General features: G+C 63.0%; 18 protein-coding genes. 8 read left to right on the top strand and 10 right to left on the bottom strand.

All coding sequences use genetic code 11. The features are described from left to right. The first annotated feature begins 37 nt into the window (after positions 1 to 37). The 3 genes from K3759_RS11910 to K3759_RS11900 all read left to right on the top strand — a co-directional run bounded on the left by K3759_RS11910 (position 38) and on the right by K3759_RS11900 (position 2,693). Positions 38 to 256 (top strand): hypothetical protein, encoded by a 219-nt coding sequence (locus K3759_RS11910; protein ID WP_067935872.1) that lies wholly within the window; start codon positions 38 to 40, stop codon positions 254 to 256. 122 nt (positions 257 to 378) lie between these two features. Then, positions 379 to 1,368 (top strand): glucokinase, encoded by a 990-nt coding sequence (locus tag K3759_RS11905; protein WP_259982063.1) that lies wholly within the window; start codon positions 379 to 381, stop codon positions 1,366 to 1,368. 47 nt (positions 1,369 to 1,415) lie between these two features. Continuing rightward, complete coding sequence (locus K3759_RS11900) at positions 1,416 to 2,693, top strand: glycerate kinase (RefSeq protein WP_259982061.1); 1,278 nt, start codon at positions 1,416 to 1,418, stop codon at positions 2,691 to 2,693. A gap of 1 nt (position 2,694) precedes the next feature. Here the strand turns inward: K3759_RS11900 and K3759_RS11895 are convergent, their stop codons facing one another. The 7 genes from K3759_RS11895 to K3759_RS11865 form a co-directional block, all read right to left on the bottom strand. Further along, the gene (locus K3759_RS11895) at positions 2,695 to 3,783 is read right to left on the bottom strand and encodes a Zn-dependent alcohol dehydrogenase (RefSeq protein ID WP_259982059.1); all 1,089 of its coding nucleotides are present in this window, start codon (positions 3,781 to 3,783) and stop codon (positions 2,695 to 2,697) included. 72 nt (positions 3,784 to 3,855) lie between these two features. After that, positions 3,856 to 5,076: a TCR/Tet family MFS transporter gene (locus K3759_RS11890; protein ID WP_259985630.1), complete on the bottom strand. Its 1,221-nt coding sequence runs from the start codon at positions 5,074 to 5,076 to the stop codon at positions 3,856 to 3,858. Positions 5,077 to 5,080: 4 nt separating this feature from the next. Then, positions 5,081 to 6,406: a lyase family protein gene (locus K3759_RS11885; RefSeq protein WP_259982058.1), complete on the bottom strand. Its 1,326-nt coding sequence runs from the start codon at positions 6,404 to 6,406 to the stop codon at positions 5,081 to 5,083. Between the two features lie 2 nt (positions 6,407 to 6,408). Further along, positions 6,409 to 7,212, bottom strand: a complete 804-nt coding sequence (gene pcaD, locus K3759_RS11880) for a 3-oxoadipate enol-lactonase (protein WP_259982057.1) — start codon at positions 7,210 to 7,212, stop codon at positions 6,409 to 6,411. Positions 7,213 to 7,356: 144 nt separating this feature from the next. Continuing rightward, positions 7,357 to 8,328, bottom strand: a complete 972-nt coding sequence (locus tag K3759_RS11875) for a threonine/serine dehydratase (RefSeq protein WP_259982055.1) — start codon at positions 8,326 to 8,328, stop codon at positions 7,357 to 7,359. Further along, the gene (locus K3759_RS11870; RefSeq protein WP_259982054.1) at positions 8,325 to 9,146 is read right to left on the bottom strand and encodes an alpha/beta fold hydrolase; all 822 of its coding nucleotides are present in this window, start codon (positions 9,144 to 9,146) and stop codon (positions 8,325 to 8,327) included. The genes K3759_RS11875 and K3759_RS11870 overlap by 4 nt, the downstream gene beginning before the upstream one ends. Further along, complete coding sequence (locus K3759_RS11865) at positions 9,146 to 9,832, bottom strand: haloacid dehalogenase type II (RefSeq protein ID WP_259982052.1); 687 nt, start codon at positions 9,830 to 9,832, stop codon at positions 9,146 to 9,148. Before K3759_RS11865 ends, K3759_RS11870 begins: the two co-directional genes overlap by 1 nt. Before the next feature lie 193 nt (positions 9,833 to 10,025). On the opposite strand from K3759_RS11865, the gene K3759_RS11860 reads away from it, so the two are divergent. Both K3759_RS11860 and K3759_RS11855 read left to right on the top strand, forming a co-directional pair. Beyond that, on the top strand, positions 10,026 to 10,454 hold the full coding sequence (locus tag K3759_RS11860; protein ID WP_259982050.1) for a peptidylprolyl isomerase: 429 nt from the start codon (positions 10,026 to 10,028) through the stop codon (positions 10,452 to 10,454). Positions 10,455 to 10,563: 109 nt separating this feature from the next. Then, positions 10,564 to 11,679 (top strand): class I SAM-dependent RNA methyltransferase, encoded by a 1,116-nt coding sequence (locus K3759_RS11855; protein ID WP_259982048.1) that lies wholly within the window; start codon positions 10,564 to 10,566, stop codon positions 11,677 to 11,679. A gap of 187 nt (positions 11,680 to 11,866) precedes the next feature. On the opposite strand, the gene K3759_RS11850 is transcribed toward K3759_RS11855, so the two are convergent. Next, on the bottom strand, positions 11,867 to 12,658 hold the full coding sequence (locus tag K3759_RS11850; protein ID WP_259982046.1) for an enoyl-ACP reductase: 792 nt from the start codon (positions 12,656 to 12,658) through the stop codon (positions 11,867 to 11,869). 9 nt (positions 12,659 to 12,667) lie between these two features. Next, positions 12,668 to 13,897: a beta-ketoacyl-ACP synthase I gene (fabB, locus tag K3759_RS11845; RefSeq protein WP_259982044.1), complete on the bottom strand. Its 1,230-nt coding sequence runs from the start codon at positions 13,895 to 13,897 to the stop codon at positions 12,668 to 12,670. Between the two features lie 163 nt (positions 13,898 to 14,060). On the opposite strand from fabB, the gene K3759_RS11840 reads away from it, so the two are divergent. Both K3759_RS11840 and K3759_RS11835 read left to right on the top strand, forming a co-directional pair. Next, on the top strand, positions 14,061 to 15,440 hold the full coding sequence (locus K3759_RS11840) for an NAD-dependent succinate-semialdehyde dehydrogenase (RefSeq protein ID WP_259982042.1): 1,380 nt from the start codon (positions 14,061 to 14,063) through the stop codon (positions 15,438 to 15,440). Positions 15,441 to 15,506: 66 nt separating this feature from the next. Next, positions 15,507 to 16,109 carry an SDR family oxidoreductase gene (locus K3759_RS11835; RefSeq protein WP_259982040.1) on the top strand — a complete coding sequence of 201 codons (603 nt, stop codon included), beginning with the start codon at positions 15,507 to 15,509 and terminating at the stop codon, positions 16,107 to 16,109. Positions 16,110 to 16,172: 63 nt separating this feature from the next. Here K3759_RS11835 and fabA read toward each other — a convergent pair whose 3' ends face one another. Further along, positions 16,173 to 16,682, bottom strand: coding sequence for a bifunctional 3-hydroxydecanoyl-ACP dehydratase/trans-2-decenoyl-ACP isomerase (fabA, locus tag K3759_RS11830; protein ID WP_259982039.1), 510 nt, complete (start codon positions 16,680 to 16,682; stop codon positions 16,173 to 16,175). 163 nt (positions 16,683 to 16,845) lie between these two features. Between fabA and irrA the strand changes: the two genes are divergently transcribed. Further along, complete coding sequence (gene irrA / locus K3759_RS11825) at positions 16,846 to 17,265, top strand: iron response transcriptional regulator IrrA (RefSeq protein ID WP_040701812.1); 420 nt, start codon at positions 16,846 to 16,848, stop codon at positions 17,263 to 17,265. Positions 17,266 to 17,288 lie beyond the last annotated feature (23 nt).

The raw sequence follows: 17,288 nt of genomic DNA, 5'->3' as shown, positions 1-17,288 counted from the left end.
CGCGGCACAGCCCGAAGCCAGCGAAAGGGAGCGGATCATGAGTCCACCAGACACAAATCTGAAAAAGCAGGAAAGCCGTCACAAATGGCCGTTGATCGGCATGGCGATCGTCGTGATTTTCGGCATCGGCATCATTGTTTTCTGGACCGGCGAAGAAGTCGCGACCGCCCCCGGCACCGAAGACGAGGTGATCGTCGACGACGGTACCGCGATTGAGGGCGACGATACGGCCACTGTGCCGGTTGCGCCTGATTGACCGACATCGACAGCACGAGTTACCAAGACCCGGAAGCCTCGGCTTGCGGGTCTTTTGTTGTTTGACCTTGGTCGCGCAGGCGGGCCATCCTGCACCGAAATCAAACGGGTTGGGGCAGACATATGTGGTATCTTGTAGGTGACATCGGCGGCACCAACCTGCGTCTGGCTGCGATGGGTAGTACAGGCGCCGTATTGCGCCGAAGCGAGCACTCCACCGAAGGTCAAACGACCCTGCCCGATGCCTGTGCCGCGCTTTGTGCAGAAATGGGCAGCCCCCCCGACGGTATGGTTGTCGCGGTGGCCGGGGTGGTGGTCGACGACCAAGTTCGCATGACCAACGCCAACCGCACAATCTCGCGTGGTGATCTGGCGCGGGCCTGCAAGATCGCACGTTCCGACGTGCTGCTCCTCAACGACTTCGAGGCGGCGGCGTGGTCCTTGGCCACGCTGGACGCGGCAAAGGTGACCTTTCTTCAGGGCGGCCCCGCGCCGCAGCCGGGGGCGCGGGTGATCATCGGGCCGGGGACGGGCTTGGGCGTGGGATCTTTGGTTTGGCAAGGTACGCGGCCCACGGCGGTGCCGGGCGAGGGGGGGCATCTGCGGCTTACCCCTCATAGCGCCGAGGAAGTGGCCTACTTCGAGGCTCTGATCGCGCTTTGGCCTGAGGTGCAGATGGGCGAGGCCTTGGCAGTTGAGGCCGAGGCGATCCTGTCGGGTACCGGGATGCCTCATTGGTATCGCGCCATCGCGAATGTCAGGGGCGAAGCGGCCAGGCTTGACGGGGCGGCGGCCATTTTCGCGGCGGCCAAGGCCAAGGAGGACATGAGCGCCTCTTGCGCGGTTGCCTTGATGGCGCAGTATCTCGGCGGGGTTGCAGGGGATCTGGGCTTGATCTTGGGCGCGCGTGGCGGGGTTTTCGTGACCGGTGGCGTGGCACAGCAGAACGCGTGGATTTTTGACGATGCCTTTCTCGCCGCCTTCAACGCGGGCGGGCGGCACAGCAAATGGCGCGAGGCGCTGCCCTTGGGCCTGTGCAATGACCCCGACTTTGGCCTGCTGGGTGCGCGCAACTGTCTGTTTGTGCATCAAGACCGGTCCCTGCCGGATTGACAGCAGGATCCGCGCCGCCATGATCGCCGCAGCAGCCGGAGTGCCCTATGTCCAACCTCAATGATCCAAAACGCCAGTTCTTGGCCGAGCTGTTCGACACCGCCGTCGCTGCCGCCGATCCGCGGCAAATCTTGAAGGACAGGCTGCCGCCGCCGCCCAAGGGCCGCACGGTGGTGATCGGCGCAGGCAAAGGAGCGGCGCAATTGGCGCAGGCCTTTGAGGTGTTCTGGCCGCATCCCTATGAAGGTGTCGTGGTCACGCGCTATGGCTACGGCGCGATCTGTGAGCGGATCAAGGTGCTGGAAGCCGCCCATCCGGTGCCCGATCAGGCCGGGGTAGAGGCAGCGCGGGCCTTGCAGGACGCAGTGCAGGGGCTAGGGCCAGAGGATCAGGTAATCGCGCTGATTTGCGGCGGTGGCTCGTCGCTTCTGCCCGCCCCACCCGAGGGGCTGACGCTGGAGAATTTGCAGGCCCTGAACTCTGCGCTTCTAGCCTCCGGCGCGCCGATCTCTGTCATGAACGACATTCGCAAGCAGTTCAGCACGGTCAACGGCGGGCGGCTGGCGGAGCTGGCCTATCCTGCGCAGGTGGTGAGCCTTGTCGTCTCGGATGTGCCGGGGGATGATCCCGGTGCCGTCGCCTCTGGCCCCACGGTGCCGGGGCGGCGGTCTGCGGCACAGGTGTTGGAGGAGGTTGCGGCGCGTGGGCTGGAATTGCCGTCTCGTTGCATGGCGTTTTTACGGGAAGCCGCGCAGCAGCCTGCGCAAGACGCGCCCAGCAACACGACCACGCATATCATTGCCTCTGCGGGCCTATCGCTCGCCGCCGCTGCCGAGGCGGCCCGCGCGCGAGGGGTGAACGCGTGGGTTCTCTCAGACGCGATCGAGGGCGAGGCGCGGGAGGTGGCGCTGGTGCATGCCGCCCTTGCCCGGCAGGCGCAGGAAAGCGGCTTTCCCCATCCTGCGCCACTGGTGCTGCTCTCGGGCGGTGAGACGACGGTGACCCTGCGCCATAAGGGACGCGGCGGACGCAACAGCGAATTTGCGCTTTCCTTGGCGCTGGCTGTCGAGGGGCTGGACGTGCTCACCGCCCTAGCAGCAGACACCGATGGTATCGACGGGTCAGAGGACAATGCGGGCGCATTTGTCGACGGCAACACGGCAGCCGCGATGCGCGCGGCAGGGGTGGACCCGCGCAGCGCGTTGCAGTGCAACGATGCCTTCGGGGCGTTCGAGGCGATAGATGCCCTGTTTCACACCGGCCCCACCGGGACCAATGTGAATGATTTCCGCGCCATTCTGATTGGCGATCTGCCGGAACGCTGACCTAGGGTTGATTGAACAGGATCACATTGCGCCGCGCGGCACCGGTCTTGGTGTCGGCAATCGCCTCGTTGATCTGATCCAGCCGCCAGCGCCCGGAGATCAGGCTGTCGAGTTGCAGACGGCCCTGAAGATAGAGGTCAACCATCCACGGGATATCCCGCTGGATCACCACATCGCCCATTTTCGAGCCGACCATGCCTTGCCCCAGGGCCGCAAGGACCACCGGTTCATAGCTGGCGCTTGCACCGCTATGGGGCATGCCGACCATGATCACCCGGCCCCCGGCGGCAAGGTAGCGCGGCGCGGTTTCATAGGCGGGGATCGCGCCCACGGTGACGATCACGGCATCCGCCCCACGCCCCATGGCTTTGAGTGCCGCACGCCATGGCTTGGCCTCGGTCGCCAGCACCGTGTCGGTCGCGCCGAATTCGCGGGCGATGGCAAGTTTGTCTTCGGTCATATCGACCGCCACAATCCGTCGTGCGCCAGCGATGCGCGCGCCTTGGATAGCGTTCAACCCGACGCCGCCTGCGCCGATCACCACCACATCTTGGCCCGCGCGCAGCCCCGCTGCATTGACCACAGCGCCGACACCGGTGATCACACCACAGGCGATCAAGCAAGCGGCCTCTTTGGGGATGTCATGCGAGATTTTCACGACCTGCGAGCGGTCTACCACCACCTTTTCCGCAAAACCGCCGGTGCTCATCGCCTGATAAAGCGGTGCCCCGTCTACGGTTTGCAGCGGCCCTTCGGGGGGCTGCGGTGTTTCGCAGATCGTTGGCCGGCCCGAGGCGCAGTTGGGGCAGCTTCCGCAGGCGCGGATCAGGGTCACCACCACGCTGTCGCCCTCGGCAAGGCCCTGTACATTCGGCCCCACCGCGCTGACGCGGCCTGCGGCTTCGTGACCGTAGACGGCAGGCAGGGCGCCGCCCCATCCGCCCTCGGCGAAAGAAATGTCGGAGTGGCAGATCGCCACGGCATCCAAACTCACTTCGACCTCACCCGGTAGCGGTGCGCGCAGGCGGATGTCTTCGACGCTCAGTGGCTTCTCAAAGGCATGGCAGACGGCGGCTTTTATGGTTTGCAATGGCCTGTCCCTTTCACTTGATTTCCAGCAGCCTGACCCGGATGGGCCGGGGGTGCAAGCCGGGGAAGCCGCTCAACGCGGCGAAGTGCCGCCCTGTGACGTAGGGGTAGGACGGCTGACAAAGATCACCAGCCCGCCAAGGGTCAGCAAAAGCGCCAGCAGAAAGGGCGCACCGGGCAGGTAGAGGGCGGCGCCGGGTGCGGTGAAATAGGCGAAGACCGCCGTCATCGTCAGGGGAGAGATGATCATTGCCAAGGCGGTCGAAGAGCTTAGCGCGCCATGCAACTCGCCTTGGGCATCGGCGCTGACGCGGGCCGACATGATGCCCTGCAGCGCCGGGGGGATCACACCAGCCAGCGCGGCAAGCGGGGTCATGATCAGCGCCCAAGTGCCTGAGGTCAACAAGGTGAGCGCAGCAAAGGCGGCAAGGGCAAAGAGGTGGCCCAAGATCACCGTGCCCCGCGCGCCAAGGCGGCGGATCACCGGGCCGATTAACGCACCTTGGACCAGCGCCATCTGCACACCGAAAAGGCCAAGCGAGACGCCGATCATCGTGGGCGACCAGCCGAAACGCTCTACGCCGAAATAGGCCCAGACCGCCGGGTATGCGGCAAAGCCCACATGGTAGATGAAATAGACAATGAGCATGCGACCAATGCCCGGCAGACGTCCAAGGGCGCGCAACGCGCCCAGCGGGTTGGCGCGGCGCCAGTCGAAGGCGCGGCGCTGCTTTCGCGGCAGGGTCTCGCGCAGAACTGCCCAGCCGAGGGCGGCATTGCCTGCCGCCAGCATCGCCGCTGCCCAGAAGGGCGCGCGGGTACCATATTCGCCAAGTATACCGCCCATCAACGGCCCAAGAACAAAACCCGCACCAAAGGCCGCACCAATCAACCCAAACCGCGCAGCGCGGTCCTGTGTAGAAGAAATATCGGCCATATAGGCCGAGGCAGTGGCATGTGTTGCCGCCGTCACACCGCCCACCAGTCGTCCGATCAACAGCAACCAGATGCTGCCCGCCAACGCCATAACGCCATAATCCAAGGTCATCACCACCAGCGCCAGCAGCAAGACCGGGCGGCGGCCAAAGCGGTCGGAAAGCCCACCCAGAACAGGGCCGAATAGGAACTGCATCGCGGCAAAGCCGGTGGCCAGAACCCCGCCCCATAGGGCGGCATCGCTCAGCCCACCACCCCGCACTTCGCGGATCAGATCAGGCATCACCGGCAGGATCAGACCAACGCCCATGGCATCAATCATCACCGTCAGAAGAATAAAGATCAGCGGCAGCGGCATCCGGTCAGATGTGGTCCGCGCGGGTGGCAAAGGCAAGGGCGTCGGCGGGGGCTTGGCCAAGCTGGGCCTCCGCGCGGAAGAGGTCGGGCGGCAGATCGGGATAATCCGCACGCGCCAGATCGGCCAGCGGCACGCGTTTGTCCAGCGCGTCAAGGCAGAGCGCCTTGGTGACGCGCTGCGCCTCGCAGCGGGGCATCTTTTCGGCCAGCGCAAAGCTTAGTGCTTCGGCGTGGATCAGACCCAGACCGGCCTCAAGCGCGTGATGCATTTGCAGCGGATGCGGGGTGATCCCGGCGCTGAGCCTTTTGGCATGTTGCAACGCTGAGGCGGTCCCGAGGCAGATTTGCGGCAGCGCCAGCCATTCGGCAAACCACGCCCCGCCATCGCGCTGATGTTGATGCGCCGATGCTGCCTGCAACGTCGCACGCAGACCGCCGTGCTGGTGGTTCAATGCCACCAGCGCCGAAGGCGACACCGGGTTTTGTTTTTGGGGCATGGTGGATGAGGCACCTGTCACCCCAAGTGCCAGTTCCTGCGTGTCGCTGTTGGTCAGCCCCAACAGCGCGTAACCCAAATGCGCCAGTGCCGCCATGACACGGCCTTGCCAGTCGACGATGCGCAGGATCGGGCTGCGATCGCTATGCCAGCTGCGTTTGGGATCATTCAGCCCGAGTGCGCGGGCGAGGTCGGCACGGGTTTTCGCCGGGTCGGGGCCAAGGGCCGAAGCCGTGCCTGCCGCACCTGAGAGTGACACCCAAAGCGTTGACCTGCGCAGGTCAGGCAGCGCCTCAAGCGCATCCATCAGCGGCATGCCCCATTCCGCCAGTACCGCTCCGAAAGATGTGGGCGTGGCATGCTGGCCATAGGTGCGTGCGGGCATGGGCAAATGCGCGTGGTCCTTGGCGGCTTTGGCCAGCGTCTTGATAATCTCACGCAGATCCGTCTCGGCCAGTAACAGGGCTTGGCGCAGGCGCAACATCAGTGCGGTGTCGATGATATCCTGCGAGGTGGCGCCCCAGTGGACGTATTGCGCGTGTTCAGGCGCCTGCATTTCTGAGCGGAACTGGTCGAGCAGGGCGGGCACGCTGACGCCGTTTTGCCCCGTCGCCTCGGCCAGCGAACCGGGATCGACGCGGATCTCGAGGCTAGCGCGGTGGATCGCGGCGGCGCTGAGTTCGGGGATCACGCCTTGGGCCCCTTGCACCTTAGCCAGCGCCCCTTCGACCAGCAGCATAGCACGCACGGCGGCGCTGTCAGTGAAAAGCCGCCCAGCCTCGCCACAGTCGAAAAGGCGCGCGTAAAGGGTGCTGTCAAAAACACTGGCGGCCATGTTTAGCCCTTCTGCTTAGGGATATGGCCAGTACTGACGAGGAAATCGTTCAGTATCTCGGCGTATTCTTGCGGTTGCTCGACGCAAGGCAGGTGCCCGGCACGGCGGATCAGCTTGAACTTGGAGGCCGGGATCAGGTCCATCAGCTCGCGCACCAGATCGGGCGGGGTGGAGCCGTCCTCGGACCCTGCGATGCCAAGCGCGGGCAGGCGCAGGCCGGATGTCGGGGTCATGAAATCACTGTGCGAGATCGCCGCCGAACAGCCCGCATAGCCCGCGTCGGGCTGGCGGGTGAGCATGTTGCGCCACAGCGCCAGTTCCGGCGTGGCGCGGAAATGTGCCGAGAACCAGCGCTCCATTACCGCATCTGCAAGGCTCTCGATGCCGCCCTGTTCCACCGCCGCGATCCGCTCAGCCCAGATGTCCCGGTTGCCGATCTTGGTGGCGGTGTTGCTCAGCACCAGCGCGCGGATCATGTCGAGGCGTTTGACAGCCAGTCCCTGCGCAATCATGCCGCCAATCGACAGGCCGACAAAAACGCAGTCGCGAACGTTGAGGTGGTCGAGCAGGCGTTCGGTATCGGTGATCAGCGAGCCCATAGAATAGGGCGCAGGCGGGCAGGACGACAGACCGTGGCCGCGTTTGTCAAAGCGAATGATGCGCAGGCCGGGGGCGAGCAGCGGCAGGATCGGATCCCACAGGCGCAAGTCGGTGCCAAGCGAATTGGCAAAGACAACGGGCGCGCCATCTTCCGGTCCGTCAACGCGGTAGTGGAGTTGCACCTCGCCGCTGTCGAATATCTGCATGGGGTATCTCCTTATGGCGCGCTGATTGCCATCATATCGTGCGAAGATAGAAGGTCAAAGACAGGAGGCTTTAGAACAGTTCCGCCCCCATAGGTCGGGCCTCGCCGACCTGCCCCCTCTCCAGGGGCGGCGCTGCCCTCGCTCTTATCTCAGCGTCTGCAAGGCCCGCGCAAACATGTCCGCGTCAACATTCCCGCCAGAGATCGTGACGATCACGTCGTCCCCCTCAATCTCATCCCCACGGAACAACGCTGCCGCCAGCGCCACCGCGCCGCCCGGTTCAGTCACCAGTTTCAGCCGGTTGAAGGCCTGCGCCATCGCCTGCAAAGCCTCATCGTCACTCACCACCAATCCGGGGCCGGCGAGCCGCTGCATGATCGGAAAGGTAAGATCACCCGGCTGAGGCGTCACGATGGCATCGCAGATCGATCCGAGGGGCCGGTCGTTGCCCACGATCTTGCCTTGCGCCAGTGATCGCGTGGCATCGTCAAAGCCTTCCGGCTCCGCCGGGCGCACGCGGAGGGTGGGGGCCTCGGCCTCTAGCGCCAGCGCGATGCCGGAGGTCAGACCGCCACCGCCACAGCAGACAATCACATCAGCGTTCTCGATCCCGGCCTCGGCTGCCTGCTGCGCAATTTCCAGCCCCGTGGTGCCTTGGCCCGCGATCACCTGCGGCTCGTCATAGGGTTTGATCAGTGTCAGGCCGCGCTCCTCCGCCAGTTTCGCGCCAATCTCTTCGCGGCTTTCCCCCGCGCGGTCATAGAGTACGACCTCGGCCCCATAGGCTCGGGTGTTGGCGATCTTCAGGCGCGGGCTGTCTTTGGGCATGATAATTACGGCGGGTGCACCGTGCATTTTCGACGCCAGCGCCACGCCCTGCGCGTGGTTGCCGCTGGAATAGGCGATGACACCCTTGGCACGCGCCTCTGGTGCAAGTGCTGACAGCGCCGACCATGCACCGCGAAACTTGAAGCTGCCGGTATGTTGCAGGCACTCCGGTTTGATCCAGACGCGACGGCCTGCGATCTCATCCAAAAAATGCGAGTTCAGCAGGGGCGTGCGCCGCACATGGCCCTCTGCGCGGGCGGCAGAGGCGCGGATCATGTCGATGTTCATTGCAATTGTCCTATCCATTCGTGCAGCGCGGCCAGCGCCTCGGGTTCGTCGAGAAACGGCACGTGACCGCGATCCGGTACTTCGGCAGTGATCATGTCAGGCCGCCGCGCCTGCATTTGCATCAGCGTTTCGCGGCTCAGTAAGGTCGAGTTTGCGCCCCTGATCGCAGCCAGTGGCAGGCCTTGAAGGGCGTCGAAAAACGGCCATAGATCGGGCGTCGGCTGGCCTGCGGTGGCAACCGCGTCGCGCAGGTGCGGGTCGTAGGTGATCCTTAACCCGTCTTCGGTCGCCGTGTAATGACGTTGCACCTCTTCCAGCCAGCGGCTTTCTGGTACGCCGCGAAACTCGGGGAAGGCACGGGCCATCGCGGCGGCGGCCTCTTCATAGGTCTTGGCGGCGGGGTTGCGGCCCAGATAGCCCATGATGAACTCGATGCCCTTGGCGTCAAGCTCGGGCCCGACGTCATTCAGCGCCACGCCCAGCAGGTGGTCATGGGCGACCATCGCCAGCCCCATCGCGTTAAGCCCGCCGCGCGAGGTGCCGATGATGGCGACCTGCTCCAACTCCAGATGCGCCAGCAGTTCCAGCACGTCGCGGCATTCGACTGGCAGCGCGTAATTCTTCCAATTCTTGTCAAAGTCCGAGCGTCCTCGGCCCCGGTAATCCATGCGGATCAAGCGATGTTCGGACAGATGCGGGGCGAGGTAGTCGAAATCCGCCCCGGTGCGGGTGAGGCCCGCAAGGCAGAGGATCGGCAGCCCGTCTCCTTCATCCGTGTAATACAGCGACAGCCCGTCGGAGGTGGTGAAACGTGCCATCAGAGGCCCGCCAGTGCAGGGATGCCGCTGAGGTCTCGCAACTGATGCGCAGGTTTCCATGGCAGCCTGTCCACCGGATCGCCGCCCCGGTTCACCCATGCGGTGGTGAACCCATAGCCCGTCGCCGCCGCCGCGTCCCAACCGTTGGACGAGACGAACAGCACTTCATCCTTAGCGCAGCCGTAGTGCTCTCCGACCAAATCATAAACCGAAGCGTGCGGTTTGAAGACGCCAACGCTTTCGACCGAGAGCGACACATCCAAGAGATCACTGATTCCCGCCGATTGCACAGCGCCGTCCAACATCGCAGGCGAGCCGTTCGACAGGATCGCAGTGTTCAGGCCGCCGTCTTTCAGCGCGCGCAGCATGGCGGGGACTTCCGCGAAGGCCTGAAGTTCCCAATAAAGCGCCAGCAAACGCTCGCGTAGAGCAGGGTCATCGGCCACGCCCAATTTCTCCAGCGACCAGTCGAGTCCCTCTTGGGTGACCTGCCAAAAATCATCATGCGCCCCGGTTACGGCGCGGAGCCATGAATATTGCAACTGCTTGAGGCGCCAGTGTTCTGCCAGTTGCGGCCATGTGTCGGCGATGGCGTCAAAGGCTGGCTCTTTGGCCGCTTCGCGGGCGGCGGCGGCCACGTCGAACAGGGTCCCATAGGCGTCGAAAACGCAGGTGGTGATAGGCATCTGACTGGCTCTCCCTTTCCATGTCGCGGCACAGTTGCACGCAGGCGCAGCGGCGAAAAGGGGCGAATTCCCCAATCGGCCAGGACTGGGGGTTTACTCTCAGGCGCACAATCTTCATGCTGTCGCGGAATTTGGAGCACCCGCGCAGATACGCGGCCTCCTTCCCTTTTCCCCTGACAAATTGGAGACGACAATGGCTGAGGTCAAATCCGGCGACACAGTACAGATTCACTATACCGGCACGCTACAAGACGGCACCACTTTTGACAGTTCTGAGGGTCGTGACCCGCTGGAATTCGTTGTGGGTTCGGGTCAGATCATCCCCGGTCTCGACAGCGCGCTGCCCGGCATGACCGAAGGCGACAAGAAGGTCGTTCAGGTGCCCAGCGAAGAAGCCTACGGCCCGGTGAACCCTGAGATGCGCCAGTCGGTGCCGCGCGACGGTATCCCAGCGGACATCCCGCTTGATCCCGGTACGCAGTTGCAGATGCAGACGCCCGAAGGTCAGGCGCTGCCCGTGACCGTCGTGGAAGTGGACGAGACCACCGTGACGCTCGACGCCAACCACCCGCTGGCGGGCAAAGACCTGCAGTTCGATATCGAACTGGTCAAAATCGCCTGAGCGATCTGACATTGCCTGCCGGGGGGGATGCCTCCCCGGTGGGCCTAGAAGACGCGATGCGCGTCTTTTTCCCCTCGCACCGCGCCGCGCAGGCGCTTATGCAGGGGCCATGGATACCCCAGATACATTCGAGATTTTCCTTGTCTGCCCGCCCGGGCTTGAGGATTTGCTCTGCGCCGAGGCGCAGGAAAAAGGCTTTGCCAAAGCGCAGGCCCAGCCCGGTGGCGTGACCGTTCAGGGCAGTTGGCCCGAGGTCTGGCGCGCGAACCTAGAGCTGCGCGGCGCGGGCCGGGTGCTGGCGCGGATCGGCGGGTTTATGGCCTTCCATCTGGCGCAGTTGGACAAGCGCTGCCGCAAGTTTCCCTTTGGTGACGTGCTGCGTGCCGATGTGCCGGTGAAGGTGCAGGTGACGTGCAAGGCGTCGAAGATTTACCACGCCGGGGCGGCGCAGCAGCGGGTCGAGACAGCCCTGCGCGAAAGCCACGGGATCACGGTAGATGCCGAGGCGGCCTTGGTGTTGAAGGTGCGGATTGACGATAACGCCGTGATGTTCAGCATCGATACTTCTGGCGAGGCGCTCCACAAGCGCGGGCATAAGGAAGCCGTGGGCAAGGCGCCGATGCGCGAGAATATGACGGCGCTGATGCTGCGGTCGTGCGGCTATGCGCCGGGGGAGCCGGTTGTTGATCCGATGTGTGGCTCGGGGACGTTTTTGATCGAAGCAGCGGAGATTGCGGCGGGGTTGAAGCCGGGGCGCAGTCGGAGCTTTGCTTTCGAGGAATTGGCGAGCTTTAATGCCGGGGTTTGGGAGCAGTTGCGCAGCGGTGGGGATGTATCGCCCCCGTCGGCGCGGTTCTACGGCTCGGATCGGGACGCAGGCGCGATCCGAATGAGCACGGCCAACGCCGAGCGTGCGGGTGTGGGGGCGTGGTGTCATTTCGCCTGTCACGGGGCAGGGGAGGTGCAGCCGCCCGAAGGCCCGCCCGGTCTGGTGATCGTGAACCCGCCTTATGGCGGGCGGATCGGGAATAAGAAGCTGCTTTATCCGCTCTATGGGACGCTGGGTGAAACACTGAAAACGCGGTTCCGGGGTTGGCGTGTGGGGCTGGTGACGTCAGAGCCGCCCTTGGCGCGGGCGACAGGGCTGCCGTGGAAGCCGCAGGGGCCGGCGATAGCGCATGGGGGGATGAAAATCTGGCTCTGGCAGACGGATGTGCTGCGATAAAGGATACCACCCCAGCCCGGAATCAAGCCGCAGGCGCCGGGCCATCGCCTGCCCGTCCCGGCGGGCTGGCGATTTGGTGAGGCTGGGCGGGAGCCTTCGAAGTCGTCCAAAGGCTGCACCATAAGGTGGCACAAAGCCACGTTGCCATCGCCACCCCACGGGCAGGCGATGGCCCTTAGTTCTAGACTTACAGGTGATCCGCCTGCGGCATCCCCAACACGTGGAAACCACCATCAACGCGGACGATCTCCCCCGTCGTGCAAGCGCCCGCATCAGACGCCAGATAGACCGCCGTGCCACCAACGGCCTCCAACGTCGCATTCGACCGCAAAGGTGCATTCTGATCCGTATGCTTATACGTCTTGCGCGCCCCGCCAATTGCGGCCCCCGCAAGCGTCTTCATCGGCCCCGGCGAAATCGCGTTCACACGGATCCCCTCCGGCCCCAGATCATTCGCCAGATAGCGCGTCGCACTTTCCAACGCCGCCTTGGCCACGCCCATCACATTGTAATTCGGCGTCACTCGGTTCGAGCCCATATAAGTCAGGGTCAACAAGGTGCCGCCGTTCTCCACCATCAACGGATGCGCCCGGCGCGCCACGTCGATGAAGGAATAGGCCGAGATGTCCATCGAGTTCTTAAAGTTCGCCCGGCTGGTGTTCAGAAACCGCCCCGTCAACTCGGATTTGTCCGAGAAAGCAATGGCATGCACGACGAAGTCAATCGTCGGCCAGCGCGCGCCCAACTCCTCGAAGGCGCGGTCGAGCGAGGCGTCATCGGTTACATCGACATCGACCATGAAGTCGGACCCGACACTCTGCGCCAGCGGCTCAAGACGCTTGCCAAAGGCCTCGCCCTGATAGGTGAAGGCCAGTTCGGCCCCGGCCTCGGCCATCGCCTTGGCGATGCCCCAAGCGATGGAGCGTTCATTGGCCACACCCATGATGAGGCCGCGTTTTCCTGCAAGCAATCCTGACATAACGCGCCCTCAGCCTTTATACTTCGACAGGATCATCGATCCATTGGTGCCACCAAACCCGAAGGAGTTGGTCATGACGGAATCGAGCCCCGCATTATCCACCCGCTCAAGCGCGATTTCCGACGGATCAAGCGCCGGGTCGAGGTTTTGCACATTGATCGACCGTGCGATGAAATCATTGTCCAGCATCAGCAGCGAGAAGATCGCCTCCAGCGCCCCCGCAGCGCCCTGCGCGTGGCCGGTCATCGACTTGGTAGAACTCACCGGTGGCGTGCTGCCTTTGCCGAAGACCCGGCGCACCGCTTCGATCTCGCCCACGTCGCCGACGGGGGTCGAGGTGCCATGGGCGTTGATATAGCCCACCTTGCGGCCCTCGGGCAGAGTCTCCAGCGCCAGACGCATCGCACGCTCGCCGCCCTCACCGGACGGGGCCACCATGTCATGCCCGTCGCTGGTGGCGGCATAGCCGGTCACCTCGGCATAAATTTTCGCTCCGCGCGCCAGCGCATGCTCAAGGTCTTCAAGCACCAGCATGCCGCCGCCGCCGGAGATCACAAAACCATCGCGGTCCGCGTCAAAGGCGCGGCTCGCCGTCTCGGGCGCGTCGTTATATTTGGACGACATCGCGCCCATCGCGTCAAAGAGGCAGGACAGCGTCCAGTCCAGTTCTTCGCCGCCGCCCGCAAACATCACGTCCTGCTTGCCCAACATGATCTGTTCAGCCGCGTTGCCGATGCAATGCAGCGAAGTGGAGCAGGCCGAGGTGATGGAATAGTTGATGCCCTTGATCTTGAAAGCGGTCGAGAGGTTCGCGCTGACGGTCGAGGACATGCACTTCGGCACCGCAAAAGGCCCGATCCGCTTGGTGGCCCCGGTGTCCTTGACGATGTTATGCGCGGCGAACATGGCGCTTGTCGACGGCCCGCCCGAGCCTGCCACCAGACCGGTGCGCGGGTTGCTGATCTGCTCTCCACTCAATCCCGCATCCTTGATCGCCTGATCCATGGCGACATAGGCATAGCCCGCGCCCGGACCCATGAAACGCAGGGTGCGCTTGTCAATGTGATCGGCCAGATTGATCTTGAGCGTCCCGGCCACGCGGCTGCGGAACCCGTGCTCTGCCATCTCCGGGCTGGCTTCGATCCCGGATGTGCCGTTTCTCAGTGCTTCAAGCACTTCTTCGGCGTTATTTCCGATGGATGAGACAATCCCCAACCCTGTGACGACGACGCGGCGCATGGGCAGCACTCCTTTGATTTTGCAGCCCCGGTGTATGCTACCACGCCCATACGGCGCAAGCGGTTTGCCGGGCCTGCGGGCGTGAAGTTCGCGGTCAAGGTTCTGTGATGGAACAGCCCCGCGGCAGGGGGTGTTGGCTTGGTGAGACATAAAGGAGATCAGAATGCCCGAGATAAAAACTGTAAACCCCGCCACGGAAGAAGTGCTCGACACCTATACAGTGATGTCCGAAGCCGATGCGACCCAAGCGGTCGAGGCCACTCATGAAGCTTTCAAAGAGTGGCGCAAACTGACACACGCCGAACGCGCGCCCTATCTCAAAAAGATCGCCGAAAAGCTGCGCGAGAATAAAGAAAGCCTGTCAGAGCTGATGACCCGCGAAGTTGGCAAGCTCTACAAAGATGGGCTCACTGAAGTCGAACTCTGTGCGCAGATCTTTGAATATACGGCTGAGAACGGCCCTGAGATGCTAAAGGACGAAGAGCGCAAACACGAGGGCGGCAAAAAACGAGGGGTCGTGACCTACCAGCCCATTGGCGTGATCTATCAGATCCAGCCGTGGAACTTCCCGCTTTATCAGCCCGTGCGGGTGCTGGCAGCGAACCTGATGACCGGCAATGGCTGCGTGCTGAAACACGCGGAAATCTGCACCGGCAGCGGGCTGCGCCTGAAAGAGCTGTGCGAAGAGGCAGGTCTGCCGAAGGATCTGTTTAACGTGATCGTTATCGACCACGATACATCGGACAAGCTGATTGCTCATAAGTTGGTGCGTGGCGTTACGATGACCGGCTCGGACAGCGCAGGTAGCCACATCGGGGCCGAAGCCGCGAAACATTTGAAGAAATCCGTACTCGAACTGGGGTCCAATGACGCCTATCTCGTGCTAGAGGATGCCGACATCGAGACAGCGGTGAAATTTTCGACCATGGGACGGCTCTATAACAACGGTCAGACCTGTGTCTCGGCCAAGCGCTTTATCGTGACCGAGAAGAATTACGACGCATTTGTCAGCGCCTATGTAGAGGCGATGAAGGCGATCCCGATGGGCGATCCGATGGATGACGACACGAAACTCGGGCCGCTGTCGAGCCAAGAGCAGTTCGAAACCGTGCGCGATCAGGTAAAAGAGAGCGTTAAGAAGGGGGCCAAAGTCCTCTGCGGGGGCGAAGCGCCAGACCGGACCGGTGCCTATTATCCGGCGACGGTTCTGGCCGAGGTCACACCGGGCATGCCAGCCTATGACGATGAGATCTTCGGCCCCGTCGCTTCGGTCATCCGGGCGAAGGATGACGAAGACGCGATGCGTATCGCCAATGACAGCCGCTATGGTCTCGGCGGCGGTATCTTTTGTACCGACGAAGAGCACGCCTTGCGACTGGCACGCGACGAATTCGACACCGGCATGGTGCGGATCAACAACTTCGGCGCAGCCGATCCGAATATGCCCTTCGGTGGGGTGAAAAACTCCGGCTACGGCCGTGAACACGGTGGCTTTGGCATGAAAGAATTCGTCAACGCCAAGTCAATCTTCCTGCCGTCCTAAACGGCAACTGATGAGCGGCCTTTTCCGCCGTTCATCGGTTTTACAATCAATTCCAAGAGGTTCTGGATGACTATGAATGTACTCGTTGCCGGTGCGACTGGCAAAACTGGGCACTTGCTCATCAGTGAGTTGAAAGACCGTGGGGCCAATCCGATCGCGCTGGTACGCGACGGCTCTGACACCTCGGTGCTGCCCGAAGGCACCGCGCTGCGGAAGGGCGATCTAACCAATTTGCAGGCGGGCGTTTGTGATGATGTGGATGTGGTGGTCTTCGCCGCTGGCTCAGGCGGCAGCACTGGGCCGGAGATGACTGAAAAGGTCGACCGTGAAGGTGCGCAGCATCTGGTCGATCTGGCGCGTAAAGCCAATGTAGATCGCTTTGTTATGCTGAGTTCCGTGGGTGCGGATAACCCGCCCGAGGATACGGAGATGACCCATTACCTCAAAGCCAAACAGGCGGCGGATGAGCATCTGATCGCCTCGGGTCTGACCTATTCTATCCTGCGCCCGGTGGCGCTGACCGATGATCCTAAAACCAACGCGATAAATTTGGGTGAGGGTGTCGACCAAGAAGGCGAAGCGCGGCGCGCCGATGTGGCCGCCGTGCTGGCTGAAGCGGCGGTGACGGATCGTCACGATGGCAAGGTTCAGGAAATGCAGACCCTCTAAGGGCGCATCAAAACGCAAAAGGGGGCCGCGCGGCCCCCTTTGTATTCCAGAAAGTCGGTTGGCTCAGCTTTCGCTCAGCGCCACTTTCATGTCTTTTACCTGATAGATCACCTCGCCATCGGCTTCGACAATGCCATCGGCCACACCCATCGTCAGGCGGCGGGTTTGGATCGCTTTGGTGAAATCAATTTTATAGGTCAGCATCTTGCGGTCAGGGCGCACCATGCCGGTCAGTTTCACTTCGCCCACGCCGAGCGCATAGCCGCGCCCCTGCCAGCCACGCCAGCCGAGGTTGAAACCGGTCAGTTGCCACAGACCGTCAAGGCCCAGACAGCCGGGCATGATCGGATTGCCGGGGAAGTGGCATTCGAAAAACCACAGGTCCGGGGTGATGTCGAATTCGGCGGTGATATGGCCCTTGCCATGGGCACCACCGTCGGCCGAGACATCGGTGATCCGGTCCATCATGAGCATCGGCGGGGCGGGAAGCTGCGCGTTACCGGGGCCGAAAAGCTCGCCGCGGGCGCATTTCAGCAGATCATCCTTGTCGAAACTCGTGGGGTAGTCGGCCATCCTGCGGCTCTCCTGCTGCTCTGTTATAACACCGGCCCCGTTTAGCACCGCGTCACCGCGTGCTGCAAGGGCCGCGCAAGGGCAGCTGCGACGATTGGCGCGAGGTTTTCAATTGAAAACCGGGGATTTCATCCTTTATATGGCTCTGAAAGGCAGGAAACTGATGTCCGAACAGGAACAAGAGGTCGGGACGCGCTGGCTGGCGCAGGCCGGACTACGCCCCACACGCCAACGTGTCACGCTGGCAAGCCTGCTGGTGGGCGATGGTCAAGACCGTCATGTAACGGCCGAAAGCCTGTTTGAGGCGGCCAAGGGGCAGGGCGAAGCCGTGTCGCTTGCAACGGTCTACAACACGCTGCGGGCGTTCTGCGATGCCGGGCTGCTGCAGGAAGTGACCGTTGATGGCTCCAAAAGCTATTTCGACACCAACACCCACGACCACCCGCATTTTTTCTGGGAAGACGACAGCAAGCTGACAGACGCGCCCTCAGAGCAATTGGTGATCGCGCAGCTTCCCGACGCGCCTGAGGGGGCCGAGATTGCTTCGGTTGATGTGGTAATCCGCCTGCGCCGGAAGTCTTAGGCGGCGGGGCATTGCACCCCACC

Origin of the sequence: Sulfitobacter sp. W027, from assembly GCF_025143985.1 — a bacterium.
Classification (GTDB): Bacteria; Pseudomonadota; Alphaproteobacteria; order Rhodobacterales; family Rhodobacteraceae; genus Sulfitobacter.
This window is presented reverse-complemented; position numbering and strand designations above follow the sequence as displayed.

What these genes read in the sequence shown, in the direction of transcription:
- K3759_RS11910 (WP_067935872.1), top strand. Translation starts at nt 38, where the DNA reads ATGAGTCCACCAGACACAAATCTGAAAAAGCAGGAAAGCCGTCACAAA.
- K3759_RS11905 (WP_259982063.1), top strand. Translation starts at nt 379, where the DNA reads ATGTGGTATCTTGTAGGTGACATCGGCGGCACCAACCTGCGTCTGGCT.
- K3759_RS11900 (WP_259982061.1), top strand. Translation starts at nt 1,416, where the DNA reads ATGTCCAACCTCAATGATCCAAAACGCCAGTTCTTGGCCGAGCTGTTC.
- K3759_RS11890 (WP_259985630.1), bottom strand. Translation starts at nt 5,076, where the DNA reads ATGCCGCTGCCGCTGATCTTTATTCTTCTGACGGTGATGATTGATGCC.
- K3759_RS11885 (WP_259982058.1), bottom strand. Translation starts at nt 6,406, where the DNA reads ATGGCCGCCAGTGTTTTTGACAGCACCCTTTACGCGCGCCTTTTCGAC.
- pcaD (WP_259982057.1), bottom strand. Translation starts at nt 7,212, where the DNA reads ATGCAGATATTCGACAGCGGCGAGGTGCAACTCCACTACCGCGTTGAC.
- K3759_RS11875 (WP_259982055.1), bottom strand. Translation starts at nt 8,328, where the DNA reads ATGAACATCGACATGATCCGCGCCTCTGCCGCCCGCGCAGAGGGCCAT.
- K3759_RS11870 (WP_259982054.1), bottom strand. Translation starts at nt 9,146, where the DNA reads ATGGCACGTTTCACCACCTCCGACGGGCTGTCGCTGTATTACACGGAT.
- K3759_RS11865 (WP_259982052.1), bottom strand. Translation starts at nt 9,832, where the DNA reads ATGCCTATCACCACCTGCGTTTTCGACGCCTATGGGACCCTGTTCGAC.
- K3759_RS11860 (WP_259982050.1), top strand. Translation starts at nt 10,026, where the DNA reads ATGGCTGAGGTCAAATCCGGCGACACAGTACAGATTCACTATACCGGC.
- K3759_RS11855 (WP_259982048.1), top strand. Translation starts at nt 10,564, where the DNA reads ATGGATACCCCAGATACATTCGAGATTTTCCTTGTCTGCCCGCCCGGG.
- K3759_RS11850 (WP_259982046.1), bottom strand. Translation starts at nt 12,658, where the DNA reads ATGTCAGGATTGCTTGCAGGAAAACGCGGCCTCATCATGGGTGTGGCC.
- fabB (WP_259982044.1), bottom strand. Translation starts at nt 13,897, where the DNA reads ATGCGCCGCGTCGTCGTCACAGGGTTGGGGATTGTCTCATCCATCGGA.
- K3759_RS11840 (WP_259982042.1), top strand. Translation starts at nt 14,061, where the DNA reads ATGCCCGAGATAAAAACTGTAAACCCCGCCACGGAAGAAGTGCTCGAC.
- K3759_RS11835 (WP_259982040.1), top strand. Translation starts at nt 15,507, where the DNA reads ATGACTATGAATGTACTCGTTGCCGGTGCGACTGGCAAAACTGGGCAC.
- fabA (WP_259982039.1), bottom strand. Translation starts at nt 16,682, where the DNA reads ATGGCCGACTACCCCACGAGTTTCGACAAGGATGATCTGCTGAAATGC.
- irrA (WP_040701812.1), top strand. Translation starts at nt 16,846, where the DNA reads ATGTCCGAACAGGAACAAGAGGTCGGGACGCGCTGGCTGGCGCAGGCC.